Genomic DNA, 19042 nt, shown 5'->3' with positions numbered 1-19042 from the left:
GCGCACAGGCGTTCGCAACTACCGTCTCACGAACACAACCACCTCACTATCGTGAACTGACAGCGACCTGTGCAGAATGTCCCGGTGACAGAAGCGACCGCCGCCCCGGATGCTGCCGGCCTGGCCGCCGGCACCGCTCCGCGTCCCGGCGCAGTGGTCCAGACCGATGGCACCACGTTCACGCTGTGGGCCCCGGCGGCCGAGCGGGTGGAACTCGCCCTGATCGCCGACGACGGCAGCCAGCGCAACCTGGATCTGACCCACACGGGCGAGTTCTGGACCGGGTTCGTGCCCGGCGTCGGCGAGGGCCAGCGGTACGGGTACCGCGTGCACGGCCCGTTCGACCCGTCGCACGGTCTGCGCTTCAACCCGTCGAAGCTGCTGCTCGACCCGTACGCACGAGCGGTGGACGGATCCCTGGACTACTCGAGCCCGGTGATCTACGACTCCTCCGACGCCGACTCTGCCGGGCACGTGCCGGTCGGTGTGGTCGTCGCCCCGTCTGACCCGCCGCCGCCGATCAGCAGGCCGGTGCACTGGGGCGAGACGGTTATCTACGAGCTGCACACGAAGGGCTTCACCCACCGGCATCCCGACGTACCCGAGCACCAGCGCGGGACGTACGCCGGGCTCGCGCATCCGTCGGTGATCAGGTACCTGACCGACCTCGGTGTGACGTCGGTCGAACTGCTGCCGATCCACCACTTCCTGACCGAGCCCTCGATCGCGGCGCGCGGCCTGCCGAACTACTGGGGCTACAACACGCTCGGCTTCTTCGCGCCGCACGCCCCGTTCTCGTCGTCGGGTTCGCGCGGCGAGCAGGTGGCCGAGTTCAAGGCGATGGTCGCCGCGTTCCATGCCGCGGGCATCGAGGTCATCCTCGACGTGGTCTACAACCACACGGCCGAGGGTGGCTTCGACGGGCCGACGCTGAGCTTCCGCGGGATCGACAACCGCGCCTACTACCGACTGACCCACGGTGACGGTCATGGGGCCGCGATGTACGACGTGACCGGCACGGGCAACTCGGTCGACACGTCACACCCGCAGGTCCGGCGGCTGGTGATGGACTCGCTGCGCTACTGGGTCGAGGAGATGGGCGTCGACGGCTTCCGGTTCGACCTGGCCGTCACGCTGGTGCGCAACGAGCGGCACGAGGTCGACATCCCCGACCACCCGTTCCTCGCCGAAGTCGCCGCCGACCCGGTCCTCGGCCGGGTGAAGCTGATCGCCGAGCCGTGGGACGTCGGCCCGTTCGGCTACCAGGTCGGGAACTTCGGCCCGCCGTGGTCGGAGTGGAACGGCAAGTTCCGCGACAGTGTCCGCGACGTCTGGCGCAACACCTCCGACGGCGTGAAGGACCTCGCCTACCGGCTGTCCGGGTCCAGCGACCTGTACGGCGACGACGGGCGGTACCCGTACGCGTCGATCAACTTCGTCACCGCGCACGACGGGTTCACGCTGCGGGACCTGGTCAGCTACGACCACAAGCACAACGAGGCCAACCACGAGGACAACCGGGACGGCACCGACGACAACCGCTCCTGGAACTGCGGTGTCGAGGGCGAGACCGACGACGCCGGCGTGATCGCGTTGCGCAAGCGGCAGATGGCGAACCTGATGTCCACGCTGATCCTGTCCACCGGCGTCCCGATGATCACCGCCGGGGACGAGTGCGGGCGCACGCAGCACGGCAACAACAACGCGTACTGCCAGGACAGCGAGATCTCCTGGTTCGACTGGTCGCTGCCGGGCACCTGGTCCGACCATCTCGAGCTGACGAAGAAGCTGCTGGCCCTCCGCGCGGCCCACCCCGCGCTGCGGCAGTGGCACTACTTCTCCGGGCAGCCGGTCGTGTCGGGCGGCCGCAAGGACCTGTCGTGGATCGCACCGCACGGCGGCGAGATGACCGACGCGGACTGGTTCGACGGCAGCCTCCGGACGATCGGCATGTTCCTGCGCGGCGACGCGCTGCGGGCCACCGATGCCGAGGGCAACGCGCTGACCGACAGTTCGTTCCTGCTGGCGCTGAACGCGACGCCGGAGACGCGCAACGTCGTCGTACCGGACGCGTCGTGGGCACCGGCCTACGAGGTCGTGCTGGACACCAGCAACAGCATGGTGACCGAGGTGGAAGCCGGCGCGACGGTGCCGCTCGCTCCCCGCTGCCTGGTGCTGCTGCGCGCGCTCTGAGCCGTCGAAGGGGTCGTTAACCTTCCGCCTGTACATTCGCTGGTCACCTTCTGTTCATGTCTGGGGGGACCGACGTTGACGACACCGATCGGGGCGCTGCATCGCGCGATCATGCGGTGGGGCGAGGCGGAGCGGACGAGTTCGCGGCTGGCGATCCAGCGCTGGGTGGACGGCGTGGCGTACGTCGACGTCCAGGCGCGGACCTACGCCGAGTACTGGACGCAGCAGAACTCTCTGACGCTGGCGGGCGATGGGCCGCTCTGGGTTGTGCTCGGCGACTCGACCGCGCAAGGACTTGGGGCGTCCTCGCCGCTGCACGGGTACGTCGGCCAGGTGCTGAACGCCCTTCGCCGTAAAGGCACACCGTGGCGCGTCTTGAACCTCTCGCGGTCCGGTGCACAGACCCAGCACGTGCTGGACGACCAGCTCCCGTTACTGGACGGACTGACCCCGGCCCTGGTCACCTGCGGTATCGGCAACAACGACATCCTGGCGACGCCGCCTAAGCGTTTCCGCGATCGCCTCCGCCAGGTGATCGACCGCCTCCCCTCCTCCGCGGTCGTGATGGACCTGACGGTGCCGGACCGTCTCTGGCGGATCGGTGGCGCGGTGAGCCCGTACGTGTCCGGCATCAACCAGCACATCAGCACCACGGCCACGTCCCGCGGACTGCCGGTCGCGGAGGTGTCGCGGTACGCGCGCCCGCCGTGGCGCGGCATGCTCGCACCGGACGCGTTCCACCCCAACAACCTCGGCTACCGCCGCCACGCCGACGCGCTTCTCGCCGCGCTGCCGGCCGGCGTACTCAAGCCCTGAGGTCTCAGGCCTCGGGTGCCTTCGGGGGCTCGGGGACGACCGGGGCGTCGGCGAGCAGTAGGTAGAGGGAGCGACGGGCCTCGGCCAGGACCTTGGCGGCCTCGGCACGCTGCGCCTCCGAGCCGCTGCGGGCGACCTGCCGAGTGGCTGAAGCCAGCTCCTCGATCAGTCCGCGCAGGTCGGCGCCAGGAGCGACGTTCGCGAACGCGGCGAACGGGTCGGTCGACTCGTCACGCCCGTCGACGTACTCACGCCCGGTGTCGGTCAGAGTGACGAGCTTGCGGCCGGCCTCGGCCGTGACGGCGACCAGGCCCTCGTCCTCCAGTTGGTTGATGGTCGGGTAGATCGCACCCGGGCTGGGGGTCCAGCGCCCGTTGCTGCGGTCGGCGATGGCCTGCATCAGCTGGTAGCCGTGCATCGGCTCCTCGGCGAGCAGCATCAGGACGGCCGTTCGGACATCGCCGCGCGGCGCCCGGCCGCGCCCCGGGCCGCGCCGCGAGCCGCGCTCACCGCGCTCACCGCGCTCACCGCGCTCACCACGCTCACCACGCTCACCACGGCCGCGGTGCATCGACATGCCTTCACCCGAACGCGAGCCATCGCGCCGGGGGTGACGGTGGCCGCGTCGGCGGCCACGGAGTTCGTTGGGGGTGTTCATCAGATCCTCCTCGATATTCTTCATGACACTAACGATATATCGTTACTGTCTTCAAGGCAACCCCCGCTGGAAACCCGGTTGCGGGTGCGGCACCTGATGCCGACCGTGGGGCAATGGGCACGTTCGAGGAACTGATGGATGAGGTGATGTCCACCGCTTCACGGTTCGGGCATCGCGAGCATGTGCGGCTGACGTGGCTCGCCGTCCAGCGCTGTGGGACGGCCGGCGCGGTGGAGCTGATCAGCGACGGGATCCGTCGCACGGCGCGGTACGCCGGGGCGCCGCAGAAGTACAACGCGACGGTGAGCAGGGCCTGGGTCGAGCTCACGGCGTACCACATGGCTGAGGCACCGGGTGACTTCGACGAACTGGTCCGGCGGAACCCGGGGCTGCTGGACAAGCGGCTGCTGACGCGCTTCTACAGTTCGCGCGCTCTGGCGTCGCCGGCCGCGCGGACCGGGTGGGTCGAGCCGGATGTGAAGGCGTTCCCCTTTACTCTGCCCCAAGGGCAGGGGGTGTCATGGTCGCGTGTTGACGATCAGTGAGTTCGGGCGGCGGGCGGGGCTTTCCCAGAAAGCCCTGCGGCTGTACGACGTGTCAGGGCTGCTGGCGCCGGCGCAGGTGGATCCGGCGAACGGGTACCGCCGGTACGACGAGAGCCAGCTCGAGCGGGCGCGGCGGATCAGTGTGCTGCGGCAGTTGGACATGCCGCTGACCACGATCGCCGAAGTCCTCGCGGGGACCGACGAGGAGGCACTGATCCGGCTCGACCGCTGGTGGGCCGCCGAGGAGGCGACCACTGCTGCGCGCCGGGCGACGCTGGGGTACCTACGGGACCGGTTGACCCGGTCGGGTACGCCGGGGCTCGCGCCGCGGCCCGTGCTGACACGGGACGTGCCGGCGACCAAGGTCGCCTCGATCCGGGTCGACACCGACCAGCAGATGCTGGTCGGGAACCTCGTCACCTGCACCGACGAGATCGTGTCGTACCTGCGATCCTGCGGCGCGGCCGCCGACGCCGGCTCGTGGGTGCTCTTCCACGGCGCCGTCACGCCGGAGGCCGAGGCGACCGTCGAGATCTGCGTGCCGTTCGACGGTCTCGTGGACCCGTCCGGCCGGATCGGCATCCGTGTCGAGCCGGCGCACCGGGAGGCGTACTGCACGATCACGATGGACGAGTGTGCGTACCCGCGGATCATGCTCGCGTACGACCTCGTCTACGACTGGGCCCGCGCGTCCGGCACCCCCGATGCGGGTCCGCCGCGCGAGATCTACCGCCCGGACTGCCACCTGCTCCCCCGCAACGAACCGGCCGTCGACATCGCCCTGCCCGTTCTGGAGAGGAACCTTTGATGGACTACGCGATGCAGACTCGCTTCAGCGACCCCGGCGACCATGCCGGACTGTACGACGCACTGCCGGACGATGTCGCCGGGATCGCCGCGGTGGTTCGGAACCTGCTGATCCACTACCGCGCCGGCGGGATCGAGTTCACCGGCGAACGGCTCGCCGAGATCGACAACCGCTGGGTCTCGGCGATTCTCGCCACCGACCAGAAGCGCAACGGTACGGCGCTCGCCGTGCCGCGCGAACCCTTCGACCGGGTCGTCGGGTGCTGCCGGGACTACACACTGCTGTTCGTGTCGATCCTGCGGCACAAGGGCATCCCGGCCCGCAGCCGGGTCGGTTTCGGGAACTACTTCGCCGAGGGCTTCGACCACGACCATGTAGTCGCGGAGTACTGGAACGGCGAGCGGTGGGTGATGATCGACGCGGAGATGGACCCGGCCGATCCGCGGTTCACGTTCGACGTCGCGGACATGCCCGCCGGACCGTTCCGGTCCGCGGCCGAGATCTGGCGGGGCTACCGCGACGGCGTGCTCGACGGCGACCTGTTCGGCGCCGACCCGAACCCGGACGCCCCACTGAAGCTGCACGGCGGCTGGTTCATCCGGACCTACGTGCACTACCAACTCGCCCATCTGAACGGTGACGAGTTGCTGTTGTGGGACAACTGGGGCGCGATGTCCGACACCCTGGAGGGCGCCGACCTCGACCTCACCGACCGGATCGCCGACCTGATGCTTGCCTCCGACAACGGAGACGAGACGGCGACCAAGGAGGTCAACGACCTCTACCGCAGCGATCCCGGCCTGACCTTCGCCGGCCGCGCTTTCGTCACCTCCCCGGCCAGCGACGGCAAGTTCGTGTGGAAGGACCTCGCGTAGCGGATTCCGTCCGCCGGCTGTCGGACCGGCGCCGGTTGTCAGGCGAAGCCTGTGCCGAGTACGGCGAACAGGCGCTCGATCCGGACGCGATGATCGTCGGCGACCTCGGCCACGGGGGTCGCCGGTGATCAGCCGGCGGGCGGGGCCGGTGAGGACCGGGGTTTAGCCGGCGGCGAGGAACGCGGCCAGCAGCTCGTCGGCGTCTGCGGAGGCCCAAACGGCACTAGTCACCTCGGGGAGTGCCCGCCACGCACAATGGTCGAGACAGAGCACAGCCACCAACAAAGCGGACGCCAACCACGTCAGCACCCGCACGATGGGCGTCCGTGTACATCATCAGCTCAGTGCCCACCCGCCACCTCGGCACGCCACCACCCGAGCACGTACCACCTCAGCGCCCACCGCCACCTGAGCACGTCACCACCCGGCAGTCACACCGCGCGCCAGCGCGAACCAGCTGGCGCCAGCCCGCAACCCCCGGCGCCAGCCGGAGCACCCGCGCCAGCGGAAGCCTCCCGGCGCCAGCCCGGTAACAGATGCACGGCGCCAAGCCGGGGGTGGGCGGGAGCGCGTGGAGCAGACGCGGTGAGGAGCGGAGCGACGAGGTTAGCGGCTGCGTAGCGCGCGTGGGTCGGCTTTCACCCGTACGCACAAGCCCTCCACAACTACGCCAGCACACAAAACACCCCCGCCTGGTGAGGCAGGCGGGGGTGTGTCTTTTGTGTGGAACGGCTCAGAATTCCGAGCCGGCGGGGAGGTCCGGGGTGGACGGGTCCTCGGGGTCGGACGGGCCGGCGGCGAGGCCGAGTTCGGCGGGGCTGGCGAGGCCGGTGTGGTTCGGGACGACGCGGACCGTGTAGCCGAAGGGGCCGGTGCGGTCCAGCTTCAGTTCGCCCTCGTACCGGTGCCGGTTGCCTTCGTAGGTCTCGGCCAGCGACAGCGACGTCCGCACCGGGTCGGTGATCTCGTCGTTGGCGTCGACGCGGCCGTGCAGCACCTCGACACAGATGTCGGCCGGCTCCAGGTCGCCGAGCGCCGCGAACGCGCGGATCCCGACGGTGGTGCCCAGCTGCGGCACGTCACCGAGGCCCTGCAGCTCCACGTGGTCGACCCGGATCTGCGGCCAGGCCGCCCGGACCTTCTGCTTCCACGCGGCCAGCTCGCGGGCGCCGTCGTACGTCGAGTTCAGCGAACGCGACGACTTGGCGGCCGGCACGTACAGCTGCTCGACGTAGTCGCGGACCATCCGGGTGGCGAGCACCTTCGGCCCGAGCTCCTTGATCGTGTGCCGCAGCATCTCGATCCAGCGGCCGGGCACCTCGCCGTCGTAGAACCGCGGGGCGACCTGCTTCTCGATCAGGTCGTACAGCGCGTGCGCCTCGAGGTCGTCACGCCGCTCGGTGTCCTCGATCCCTTCGGCGGACGGGATCGCCCAGCCGAACTCGTCGTCGTACCACTCGTCCCACCAGCCGTCGCGGATGGACAGGTTCAGGGCACCGTTCAGCGCCGCCTTCATACCCGACGTGCCGCATGCCTCGTACGGACGCAGCGGGTTGTTCAGCCAGACGTCGCAGCCCGGGTACATCGGCTGGGCCAGCTTGATGTCGTAGTCCGGCACGAACACGATCCGGTGCCGCACCTCGGGGTCGTCGGCGAAGCGGACCATCTCCTGGATGAGCTTCTTGCCGCCCTCGTCGTGCGGGTGCGCCTTGCCGGCGATGACGATCTGCACCGGCCGCTGCGGGTGCAGCAGCAGCGCCTTCAGCCGCGCGGGATCGCGCAGCATCAGGGTGAGCCGCTTGTACGACGGGACGCGCCGCGCGAAGCCCATCGTCAGCACGTCGGGGTCGAGGATCTGGTCGACCCAGCCGAGCTCGGCCTCGCTGGCGCCCCGGTTCAGCCAGGACTGCCGGACCCGCGCGCGGGTGTCGTCGATGAACCGCTGGCGGAGCAGCCGCTTGGTCTCCCAGATCTGCGCGTCGGTGGTCTTGTCGAGACCCTCGAAGACCGAGTCGCCGTCGGCGGTGTAGTTCGCGTACGTCAGGTCGTGCACCTCGCGCGCCACCCAGGTCGGCGCGTGCACGCCGTTGGTGATCGAGGTGATCGGTACGTCGATCGGGTCGAAGCTCGGCCACAGCCCGGCGAACATGCCGCGGCTGACGACGCCGTGCAGCTTGGACACGCCGTTCGCGCGCTGGGCGAGCCGCAGGCCCATGATCGCCATGTTGAACAGCGCCGGGTCGCCGCCCTCGAAGTCCTCGGCGCCGAGCTCGAGGATCCGGTCGATCGGGACCTCCGGGCCGAACACGTCCGGCGAGAAGTGCTGCTGGATCAGCTCGACCGGGAACCGGTCGATACCGGCCGGCACCGGGGTGTGCGTGGTGAAGACGGTGCCGCCGCGGTTGACCTCGAGCGCGGTGTCGAAGTCGAGGTCCTTGCCGGCGGCAAGCTCCCGGATGCGCTCGATGCCGAGGAAGCCGGCGTGGCCCTCGTTGGTGTGGAACACCTCGGGCGCCGCGTGGCCGGTGATCCGGCAGTACGTACGGACAGCGCGGACGCCGCCGACGCCGAGCAGCAGTTCCTGCAGCAGCCGGTGCTCGGTCGAACCGCCGTACAGCCGGTCGGTCACCTCGCGCTCGGACGGCTCGTTCTCCTCGATGTCGGAGTCGAGCATCAGCAGCGGCACGCGGCCGACCTGGGCGACCCAGATCTGCGCGTGCAGCTCGCGGTTGCCGGGCAGGTTCAGCGTGACGGTCGCCGGTGCGTCGCCGTCGCGGAGCAGGCTGATCGGCAGCCCGTCCGGGTCGACCAGCGGGTAGCGCTCCTGCTGCCAGCCCTCACGGTTGAGCGACTGCGCGAAGTACCCGTGCCGGTACAGCAGGCCGACGCCGATCAGCGGTACGCCGAGGTCGCTGGCGGCCTTCAGGTGGTCACCGGCGAGGATGCCCAGACCGCCGGAGTACTGCGGCAGCACGTGGGTGATGCCGAACTCCGGGGAGAAGTACGCGACCGCGTCGAGCGGCGAGCCGCCCGCGGTCTGGAACCACCGGTCGTCGGTCACGTAGCTGTCCAGGTCGGCTACAGCCAGTTCGAGCCGGCGCAGGAAAGCGTGGTCGTTGGCCAGCTCGTCGAGCCGGGCCGCCGGGACCTCGCCGAGCAGCTTGACCGGGTCACCGCCGGTGCTCCGCCACAGCTGCGGGTCGACGGCCTCGAAGACGTCCTGCGTCTCCGGGTGCCAGGCCCAGCGGAGGTTGTTCACCAGGGTGCCCAGACCGGTCAGCGGCTCGGGCAGGACAGGGCGGACGGAGAATCGTCGTATCGCTCGCACCGGGACACCGTACCGGGCGATGGTGCGCAAGACACCCTCGGGATGCATCGATCTTGCAACGCGAGCAAGATTTTGCAGCCCGGTGTGTCACAGCGGGGTACTGGGAACCGATAACGTCAGCAGTGTCGTACTCGACGTAGTTACCCAACCCGCCGGATCCGAAGCCCACACGTTACGGACGGCTACTCAATCAGATGGGAAGGTTCGTCTACGCCATGACTGGGCGCATCCCGATCACCGACGTCACCCCGACTGTCGACGCCGGAGCGTATCCGGCCAAGGCCGCGGTCGGCGAGACGTTCACCATCGCGGCAACGGTCTTCCGGGAAGGCCATGACGCCGTGAACGCGAACGTCGTGCTGACCTCGCCGTCGGGACAGACCAGACGCATGCTGATGACCCCGGTCGGCCAGGGCAGCGACCGCTGGACCGTCGACGTGACGCTGCAGGAGCAGGGCGCGTGGACGTTCGCGGTCGAGGGCTGGAGCGACCCGTACGGGACCTGGCGGCACAACGCCGAGATCAAGGTCCCGGCCGGTATCGACGTCGATCTGATGTTCGCCGAAGGCGCCGCGTTCTTCGACCGCGCGGCCGCCGGCGTACCACCTGCCGTCCGGGCGGACCGCGGCACGCTGAGCGACGCGGCGCACGCGCTCGCGAACGGCGCGCTGCCGCCGGAGGCCCGGCTGGCCGCGGGCATCTCGCCGCAGGTCCGCGCGGCGCTCGGGCGGTACCCGGTGCGCGAGCTGATCACCTCCTCCGAGACCTATCCGGTGTGGGTAGACCGCACCCGTGCGCTGTACGGCAGCTGGTACGAGTTCTTCCCGCGCTCCGAAGGTGCGAAGTACGACGAAGAAGCCGGTGAGTGGAAGTCCGGGACCTTCCGGACCGCGGCGAACCGGCTCGAGGCCGTCGCGAAGATGGGCTTCGACATCCTCTACGTGCCGCCGATCCACCCGGTCGGCCACTCGTTCCGCAAGGGCCCGAACAACACGCTCGACCCGAAGCCCGGCGACCCGGGCTCGCCGTGGGCGATCGGCTCCGAGGACGGCGGCCACGACGCGATCCACCCGGAGCTCGGCACGTTCGAGGATTTCGAGTACTTCGTCGGCCGCGCCCGCGAGGTCGGCCTCGAGGTCGCGATCGATCTGGCGCTACAAGCCTCGCCCGACCACCCGTGGGTGAAGGAACACCCGAAGTGGTTCTCGGTCCGCGCCGACGGCTCGATCGCGTACGCCGAGAACCCGCCGAAGAAGTACCAGGACATCTACCCGATCAACTTCGACAACGACCCCGAAGGCATCTACGCCGAGGTGCTGCGGATCGTGAAGCTGTGGATCTCCAAGGGCGTCACGGTGTTCCGCGTCGACAACCCGCACACCAAGCCGGTCAACTTCTGGGAGTACCTGCTCGGCGAGATCCGCAAGACCGACCCGGACGTGGTGTTCCTGTCCGAGGCGTTCACCCGGCGGCCGATGATGCGCGAGCTCGCGAAGGTCGGGTTCCACCAGTCGTACACGTACTTCACCTGGCGCAACGAGAAGTGGGAGCTGGAGGAGTACCTGGAGGAGCTGACCAAGGAGACCGGTCACTTCCTGCGGCCGAACTTCTTCGTGAACACGCCGGACATCCTCACGGCGTACCTGCAGTACGGCGGCCCGGGCGCGTTCAAGATCCGCGCCGCGATCGCGTCGACGTCGTCGCCGGCCTGGGGCGTGTACGCCGGGTACGAGCTGTTCGAGCACGTCGCGCTGCGGCCCGGCTCGGAGGAGTACCTGGACACCGAGAAGTTCCAGCTCCGCCCGCGCGACTGGGAGGCGGCCGAGGCGGAGGGGCGCTCGCTGGCGCCGTACCTGACCCTGCTGAACAACATCCGCCGCCGGCACCCGTCCCTGCAGCAATTGCGCAACCTGGCGCTGCACAACGTCGACGACGAAGCGATCATGTGCTACTCGAAGCGCTCGACGGCTGCCGACGGCCACAGCGACACCGTCATCGTCGTCGTCAACACCGACCCGCACTCGGTCCGCGAATCCATGGTCCACCTCGACATGGCCGCGCTCGGGATGCGGCCGGAGGACACCTTCACCGTGTACGACGAGATCACCGGCGCGACGTGGCGCTGGGGCCAGAGCAACTACGTCCGCCTCGACCCCAACGGCGAACCGGCCCACATCCTCGCCGTACGCCGCGGCCAAGCCTGAGCCGAACTGCTCGCGCGGAACTGTTTGCGCGGCGTGAGCTGACGGGAACTGCTCGCGCGGAAACAGCTCCCGGAGGTGATGGGTCAGCCCCACGCGGCGCAACGCCGGCTCCTCCATCGCCGCGCTACGCGCCGCTCCCACCCACCCCCGGCTCAGCGCCGTGCATCAGCCCGGCCACCGCCGGCCACTCCGGCTGGCGCCGGCTGTTCCAGCTACAGCTGGTTGTTCCGGCTCTCGCCGGGACCTGCGGCTGGCGCCCCTGCTTCCAAGTACCGCCGGTTGTTCCGGCTGGCGCCGGTTGTTCCAGCTAACGCCGGCTGGCGCCGAGGGTTGCCGGCTGGCGCCGGGGGTTGCTGGCTGGCGCCGGTGCTTCCAGCTACCGCTGGTTGTTCCGGCTACCGCCGGGAGTTGCGGCTGGCGCCCCTGCTTCCAGCTACCGCTGGTTGTTCCGGCTACCGCCGGTTGTTCCAGCTAACGCCGGCTGCTCCGGCTGGCGTCGGGGGTTGCCGGCTGGTGCCGGCTAGTTGCGAGCTGGCGCTCGGGTGCGAAAGCGGGCCCGTCCCGCAGAGCCGAGGACATCGGCAGTTGGACAGTACGTATACGTCCACTGGCTCGGCCCGCAGGCGGGCAGCAGGCCGGATTGCGGCGCAGTGAACCTACACGTCCTGTCGACCTGCAGGTCTTCAGCCGGCGAGAGGTGCGGAGGTAGGTGGTGGTGCACGGCCGCGCGCCAGGTGTAAGGACAGTTTCGGCCTTCAGTTGCGCTCCATCGGGACAGTGGCCAGCCCACGCGGTGCTACGCACGGCTCCTCCGTCGCCGCGCTGGACGCCGCTCGCACCCACCCCAGGCTTCAGGCCATGCACAAGCCTCGGCCACTCGGGGCTGCCGCTGGCTCTTCTGGCCGGCGCTCGCCTGTGAAGGCGACCACCGTTCGCCGTCACCACCAGTTCACCTGTCGACAGCGCGGCGCGGTTGTCGTCCGCGAGCGCCAGCTCGCAACTAGCCGGCAACTCCCGGCGTCAGCCGGAAGTAGAAAGCGGGGTGGGTAGGAGCGCACGGAGCAGCCGCGGTGAGGAGCGGAGCGACGAAGGTAGCGGCTGTGTAGGGCGCGCGGGGCCGACAACCTACAGCTGCACGGTTTCCGGGTATTTCAAACCCGCCCCGGTGTTCAACGCGACCACTTGTTCGTCGCCGCGGATCCAGCCGGACTCCCGCAACGCCCGGATGGCTGCGAAGTTGGCTGCGCCTTCGGGGCAGGTGAAAGCGCCTTCGAGCTGCGCGACCTTGTGTTGTTCGGCCAGGATGTCCTCGTCGTCGACGGCTACCGCGCAGCCTCCCGTTTCGGCGATTGCCTGCAGGACGAGGAAGTCGCCGAGGGCCTTGGGGACGGTGATGCCGAAGGCGACGGTTCGGGCGTCGGGCCAGGGCTCGCTCTCCGGCAGGCCTTTCTCCCACGCGCGCACGATCGGCGCGCAGCCGGTGGACTGCACTGCGACCAGCCGCGGCAGCGGACCAGAGATCCAGCCCAGGTCGCGCAGCTCGGTCAGCGCCTTCCAGATGCCGATGATGCCGACGCCGCCGCCGGTCGGGTAGACGATGACGTCGGGCAGTTGCCAGTTCAGCTGCTCGGCGATCTCCAGGCCCATCGTCTTCTTGCCCTCGATGCGGTACGGCTCCTTCAGCGTCGACGCGTCGAAGTACCCGGGCTGCTCGCGGATGTACGCCGCCGCGTCGCCGATCAGCCCGTCGATGAGCTGCAGCCGTGCGCCGACCGCGGTCACCTCGCGCCGGCAGATCTCTGGCGCGGCGATCGGCATCGCGATCAGCGCCTCCATCCCGGCGCGTGCGGCGTACGCGGCCCAGGCCGATCCGGCGTTCCCGTTGGTCGGCATCGCGATCTTCCGCACACCGACCTCATACGCGCGGGACACACCGACGGCGGCGCCCCGCGCCTTGAACGTACCGGTCGGGATGAGGCTCTCGTCCTTCATCAGCAGCCGCTCGACGCCGACCGAGGCGCCGTACCGCGGCATCGGCAGCAGCGGCGTCATCCCCTCCCCCAGCGTCACCACGTTCGACGGCGAGCGCACGGGCAGCAGCTCGTGGTACCGCCAGAGGTCCGGCGCGCGCGACGCCAGATCCTCCTTCCGAAGCGCAACCGGTACGCCGTACCGCGCGAGCAGCGGCGATCCGCACGGACACAGGCCGATGATCTGGTCGGCGTCGTGGGTCGCCCCGCAGCGCGGGCACTCGAGATGGCTCAGCGCGGAGAAGGTCACATCGCCAGAACCTACCCCGCAACTACCCCGCGCGCAGATCGGTGATCATCGGGCGCTGGTGGTCGGTCAGCCGGAAGCCGATCCCGCGGACGGCGTCGATGGTGACCGTCGTCCCGAGGTCGTCGAGTTTGCGGCGCAGCCGTTTCACCACCGAGTGGACGTCGGCGGTGCCGCGGACGCTGCGGTCCCGCCAGACGGTGTCGTGCAGGGCGTCGTACGACCAGACCCGCAGCGGCGTCGACATCAGCCGGCTGAGCAGCTCCTGCTCGAGGTCGGTGAGCTGGATCTCGCCGTCGCGCCAGCGGGCGACGGAGCGGGCCCGATCGATGGTGAGCACGTCCGCGTCGGGGTCCTCGCCGGTCGCGCGGACGGACGTGGCGTCGACCGCGTCCGGCTCCGGCGGCTCGGGTTGCTCGGGTGCGCCGGGCGGCGGCTGGTGCGCGGGAACCAGCAGGCGGCGCAGTTCGTCGAGGCTGGAGACCAGCAGCAACGGCGCCACGTCGTCGACGAGTTCGGCCAGGCGGACACGTTGCTCGGCCGAGGCCGACACCGCGATCAGCAGCGGGAAGTTCTCTGTCAGATCGGCGTCCGGAGGGGCGGGTTCACGGGCGGTGACCATCCAGTCACGATGTCAACATCTGCCCGGGATCGTCAACGGACTGCCAAGGTTTGCCTAATTTGCTTCGATCGGTGCGACAGCTAGTCACATCTTGCTCACCAGGTGTGCTTGTTACCACGTTGTTCTGACACATAGATTCCTCGTCAGGCTTGCGGTGTCACATGCCGCGACCTGGGGGGCACGCAGAGTTCGCACCACTGCCCTCCTGCAGCAGATGACTCGGGGGAGTCGACTCGGGGTCTTTCAAGTGAGGGGCTGCAGAGATGTCACATCAACGGAAGGGACTCGCCAGATCCCTGGTGGGTGCCCTGGCGACGGTGGCCGTGCTGGCGACCGGGATGGCCGCCGCCGGCCAGGCCCAGGCGTCACCGCCTACCAAGCCGGAGGCCACGCCGGCCTCCAAGATCAAGCCTGACCTGATGGAGAAGCTGGACGGCAAGGACGCCAAGGCCGCGACGGACTACTGGGTCCGGTTCGCGGCGAAGGCCGACCTGACCGCGGCCAGCAAGATCACCAACTGGAACGAGCGCGGTACGGCGGTCGCCGCCGCGCTGAAGAAGGCCGCCGCGGACAGCCAGGCGAAGATCCGCGCCGAGCTGGACGCGCAGCACGTGAAGTACCAGTCGTTCTGGGGCACGAATGCGATCCGCATCGAGAGCGGCTCGCTGGACCTGGCCCAGAACCTGGCCGGCCACACCGAGGTCGAGGGCCTGTACGCGCCGCTCCAGATCGAGGTACCGAAGGTCACGCCGGGCCAGCAGGAGAAGGCGATCCAGGCCGTCGAATGGGGCGTCGCCAACATCAAGGCGAACCAGGTCTGGTCGCAGTACGGCGACAAGGGTGAGGGCATCGTCGTCGCCAGCATCGACACCGGTGTGCAGTACGACCACCCGGCGCTGGTGAACCAGTACCGCGGCAACAACGGTGACGGCACCTTCAACCACAACTACAACTGGTTCGACGCGGCCGGCACCTCGCCGAGCGCGCCGGCCGACGGCAACGGCCACGGCACCCACACGATGGGCACCATGGTCGGCGACGACGGCGCGGGCAACCAGATCGGTGTCGCACCGGGCGTCAAGTGGATCGCCGCGAACGGCTGCTGCCCGAGCGACGCCGCGCTGATCGAGTCCGGCCAGTGGATGCTCGAGCCGACCGACCTCGCCGGGCAGAACCCGGACGCGAGCAAGCGGCCGAACGTCATCAACAACTCGTGGGGCTCCACGCTGCCGTCGAACGACCCGTTCATGGAGGACATCACCCTGGCCTGGACCGCGTCCGGGATCTTCGGTGCGTTCGCCAACGGCAACAGCGGCTCGGCCTGTCAGAGCAGCGGCTCTCCGGGCAGCCTGACGAGCAACTACTCGGCCGGCGCCTACGACATCAACAACAACATCGCGTCGTTCTCCGGCCGCGGTGTGGGCCAGAACGGCACCATCAAGCCGAACATCTCGGCCCCCGGTGTCAACGTCCGGTCCAGCCTGCCGGGCAACACCTACGGCGCGTTCAACGGTACGTCGATGGCGACACCGCACCTGACCGCCGCCGTGGCCCTGCTGTGGTCGGCCTCGCCGTCGCTCAAGGATGACGTCACGGCGACCCGGGCGCTGCTGAACCAGACCGCGATCGACACGCCGAACAGCCAGTGCGGCGGCACCGACGCGAACAACAACGTCTTCGGCCAGGGCCGCCTGGACGCGCTGGCCCTGTTGGACGCCGCGCCGATCGGCGACACCGGCACGCTCACCGGTACCGTCACCGCCGCCACCGGTGGTACCCCGCTCGCGGGCGCCAGCGTGACGGTGAAGGCGGACGGCCAGCCCGACAAGACGCTGACCACCAGCAGCAACGGCACGTTCTCGTCGGTGCTGCAGGCCGGCGACTACAACCTGACGGTCGCGTCCTTCGGGTACAAGACCCAGACCGCCACCGTCACCATCACCACCGGTCAGACCACCACCAAGAGCTTCGCCCTGGAGAGCACTCCGCAGGTGAGCGTCGGTGGCACCGTCACGGACGGCTCCGGCCACGGCTGGCCGCTGTACGCGAAGGTGACGGTCGAGGGCCCGGGCGGCGTGTTCGACTACACGACCCCGAGCAACGGCCGGTACAGCCTCAAGGTCCCGTCCGGTGCGGCGTACAGCCTCAAGGTCGAGACGAAGTACCCGGGTTACCAGGCCGTCAGCCAGCCGATCACGGTCGGCAGCGGCAACCTGACCCAGAACATCGCGGTCCCGGCCGACGCCAGCTCGTGCAGCACCGCGCCCGGTTACAAGTGGGGCTCGGACGGCGTCTACGAGACCTTCGACTCCGGTGCCGCGCCGAGCGGCTGGACCGTCGTCGACAACAAGGGCAACGGGCAGGTCTGGAAGTTCGACGACCCGGGCAACCGGGGCAACCTGGCCGGTGGTAGCGGCAAGTTCGCGATCATCGACAGCGACAAGTACGGCGGCGGCGGGCAGCAGGACACCTCGCTGGTCAGCCCGGTCGTGGACCTGACCTCGGTCACCGCTCCGGTGATCCGTTTCAACCAGGACCTGAACTACCTCGGCGGCGAGAAGGCCGACGTCGACCTGTCGATCGACGGCGGCGCGACCTGGAGCAACGTGCTCGCCCAGACCGCCGACGTCCGCGGCGTCAAGGAGATCGCGATCCCGCAGGCGGCCGGCAAGTCCGCGGTCCAGGTGCGGTTCCACTACTACGACGCCTCGTACGAGTGGTGGTGGGAGGTCGACAACGTACTCGTCGGCAGCCAGGTCACCTGTGTGCCGACCGGCGGCGGCATCGTCGTCGGCAACGTCAAGGACGCCAACACGAACGGGTTCGTAAACGGCGCGGTCGTCACCCGTGACGGCAGCACCGAGTCCGCGACGACCGTGGCGACGCCCGAGGACACCGGTCTCAACGACGGCTTCTACTGGCTGTACTCCTCCGCGGACGGCAACCAGGGCTTCACCGCGAAGGCCGGCAACTACGTCACCGCGACCGCGACCGTGGCGGTCGAGGCCGACTGGACCACCACGGCCGACTACTCGCTGAAGGCCGGCCAGCTGGCCGTCACGCCGGGCAGTGTCACCGGCAACCTGAAGCTGCCGACCGGCAAGGTCACCAAGTCGTTCACCGTCACCAACACCGGCGGAGCGCCGGTGGACGTGAAGTTCGGCGAGAAGGACAACGGTTTCGTCCTGCAGAACGCGAACGGCACCACGACCACCAAGGCCCAGGTGGAGAACGGGCCCGGCGCCCCGCTGCAGCGGCTCGCCGTGGACACCTCGTTCGCCCGGATGCTGTCGGGCAAGACCGGCGCCGCGCCGGCCGCCGCGAAGCCGATGGCGGCTCCGTGGGCCGACATCGCCGACTACCCGGCGACCGTGATGGACAACCGGGTGGTCAACGTCGACGGCAAGATCTACTCGATTGCCGGCGGCAACGGTAGTGCGTCCACCGCGAACAGCTACGTGTACGACCCGGCGGCGCTCGCCTGGACCGCGATCGCCCCGCTGCCGGGTGCTCGCAACGCCGTCAGCGTCGGCGTCATCGGCGGCAAGATCATCGCCAGCTCCGGCTGGGGATCGTCCGGCCCGGCGCCGGAGACCTGGTCGTACGACCCGGCCGCCAACGCCTGGACCGCACTGGCCGCCAACCCGGCCCCGCGGGCCGCGGCCGGTCAGGCCGTGCTCGACGGCAAGCTGTACGCCGTCGGCGGGTGCACCACCTCCAGCTGTCTGCCGATGAGCAACACGGTCGTCCGGTACGACCCGTCGGCGAACGCCTGGGAGACGCTGGCGAACTACCCGCAGTCGGTCGCGTTCGCTTCCTGCGGCGCCATCGACGGCAAGCTGTACTGCGCCGGCGGTAACGACGGCACCAACTCGCTCAAGGCGGCCTACGTCTACGACCCGGGAGCCGACTCCTGGACCGCGATCGCGGACGCTCCGGCCGACCACTGGGCGGCGTCGTACGCCGTCGCCGGCGGGAAGCTGCTGATCGTCGGCGGTGTCCAGGCCGGTGCGGTCACCAACGCCGGGTTCTCCTACGACCCGTCGGCGGAGACCTGGTCGGCGCTGCCGAACGCCAACCTGCCCCGCTACCGCGGTGGTGCGGCGTGCGGCTTCTACAAGATCGGTGGCTCGTCCGGCAGCTTCAACGCCACCGTGGACAGCGAGGCCCTGCCGGGTCTCGAGGACTGCACCGAGTCGTCGGCGGACGTGAGCTGGCTGTCGATCGACAAGACCGAGGCCACGCTGGCCCCGGGACAGTCGGCGACCGTCAAGGTCACGCTCACCGCGAGCGTCGACCAGCCCGGTACCTACAGCGGTGCCGTGACGATCGGCGAGAACACCCCCTACACGGTCGCTCCGGTCGGCGTGACGATGAACGTCACCCCGCCGACCAGCTGGAGCAAGCTGCAGGGCACCGTCACGGGCGTCAGCTCGTCCGGCGCCTCCGCCGCCCTCCCGGGCGCGATCGTGCAGGTGGACTCGTGGGCCCAGTCCTACACCTTCATCACCGACAAGGACGGTAAGTACGCCTACTGGCTCGACCGTCGCAACAACCCGCTCACCCTGATCGCCGCCAAGGACGGCTACAAGCCCCAGACCCGCACGACGAAGCTCCTGGCCGGAGAACCGGTCACCGAGGACTTCGCCCTGAAGTCCATCAAGTAAGGCCATGAGTAAGCCCGTCAAGTAGCAGTCAGCTTCCGCTGACCCGACC

Annotated in this window: 11 protein-coding genes; 7 read left to right on the top strand and 4 right to left on the bottom strand. The window is 69.4% G+C overall.

The annotated features are described in order from the left end of the window. Positions 1-84 precede the first annotated feature (84 nt). Both glgX and ABZW60_RS32180 read left to right on the top strand, forming a co-directional pair. On the top strand, positions 85-2193 hold the full coding sequence (gene glgX / locus ABZW60_RS32185) for a glycogen debranching protein GlgX (RefSeq protein WP_355483260.1): 2109 nt from the start codon (positions 85-87) through the stop codon (positions 2191-2193). Positions 2194-2268: 75 nt separating this feature from the next. Further along, entirely contained in the window at positions 2269-3009 is a 741-nt protein-coding gene (locus ABZW60_RS32180; protein WP_355483258.1) for an SGNH/GDSL hydrolase family protein, read from the top strand. Between the two features lie 4 nt (positions 3010-3013). Here ABZW60_RS32180 and ABZW60_RS32175 read toward each other — a convergent pair whose 3' ends face one another. Then, positions 3014-3691: a PadR family transcriptional regulator gene (locus ABZW60_RS32175; protein WP_355483256.1), complete on the bottom strand. Its 678-nt coding sequence runs from the start codon at positions 3689-3691 to the stop codon at positions 3014-3016. Positions 3692-3780: 89 nt separating this feature from the next. Between ABZW60_RS32175 and ABZW60_RS32170 the strand changes: the two genes are divergently transcribed. The 3 genes from ABZW60_RS32170 to ABZW60_RS32160 are packed head-to-tail and all read left to right on the top strand — an operon-like array spanning position 3781 to position 5895. Continuing rightward, a complete protein-coding gene (locus ABZW60_RS32170; protein WP_355483254.1) occupies positions 3781-4212 on the top strand; it encodes a hypothetical protein in 432 nt (143 codons plus the stop codon). Then, positions 4199-5020 carry a MerR family transcriptional regulator gene (locus ABZW60_RS32165; protein ID WP_355483252.1) on the top strand — a complete coding sequence of 274 codons (822 nt, stop codon included), beginning with the start codon at positions 4199-4201 and terminating at the stop codon, positions 5018-5020. The genes ABZW60_RS32170 and ABZW60_RS32165 overlap by 14 nt, the downstream gene beginning before the upstream one ends. A gap of 11 nt (positions 5021-5031) precedes the next feature. Further along, positions 5032-5895, top strand: coding sequence for a transglutaminase domain-containing protein (locus tag ABZW60_RS32160; RefSeq protein ID WP_355483250.1), 864 nt, complete (start codon positions 5032-5034; stop codon positions 5893-5895). 733 nt (positions 5896-6628) lie between these two features. Here the strand turns inward: ABZW60_RS32160 and glgP are convergent. After that, entirely contained in the window at positions 6629-9223 is a 2595-nt protein-coding gene (glgP, locus tag ABZW60_RS32155; RefSeq protein ID WP_355483248.1) for an alpha-glucan family phosphorylase, read from the bottom strand. 215 nt (positions 9224-9438) lie between these two features. On the opposite strand from glgP, the gene ABZW60_RS32150 reads away from it, so the two are divergent. After that, complete coding sequence (locus tag ABZW60_RS32150; RefSeq protein WP_355483246.1) at positions 9439-11427, top strand: maltotransferase domain-containing protein; 1989 nt, start codon at positions 9439-9441, stop codon at positions 11425-11427. 1125 nt (positions 11428-12552) lie between these two features. On the opposite strand, the gene ABZW60_RS32145 is transcribed toward ABZW60_RS32150, so the two are convergent. Both ABZW60_RS32145 and ABZW60_RS32140 read right to left on the bottom strand, forming a co-directional pair. Continuing rightward, positions 12553-13707, bottom strand: coding sequence for a threonine synthase (locus ABZW60_RS32145; RefSeq protein ID WP_355483244.1), 1155 nt, complete (start codon positions 13705-13707; stop codon positions 12553-12555). Positions 13708-13729: 22 nt separating this feature from the next. Continuing rightward, the gene (locus tag ABZW60_RS32140; RefSeq protein ID WP_355483242.1) at positions 13730-14326 is read right to left on the bottom strand and encodes a winged helix-turn-helix domain-containing protein; all 597 of its coding nucleotides are present in this window, start codon (positions 14324-14326) and stop codon (positions 13730-13732) included. A gap of 263 nt (positions 14327-14589) precedes the next feature. Here ABZW60_RS32140 and ABZW60_RS32135 point away from each other — a divergent pair, with 263 nt between their 5' ends. Next, positions 14590-18993: a S8 family serine peptidase gene (locus ABZW60_RS32135; RefSeq protein ID WP_355483240.1), complete on the top strand. Its 4404-nt coding sequence runs from the start codon at positions 14590-14592 to the stop codon at positions 18991-18993. The last annotated feature ends 49 nt before the right edge of the window (positions 18994-19042 follow it).

It is taken from the genome of Kribbella sp. NPDC003557 (assembly GCF_040610805.1).
Taxonomy (GTDB): Bacteria; Actinomycetota; Actinomycetes; order Propionibacteriales; family Kribbellaceae; genus Kribbella.
The sequence above is the reverse complement of the archived record's forward strand: the minus strand, read 5'-3'. Positions and strand labels throughout refer to the sequence as shown.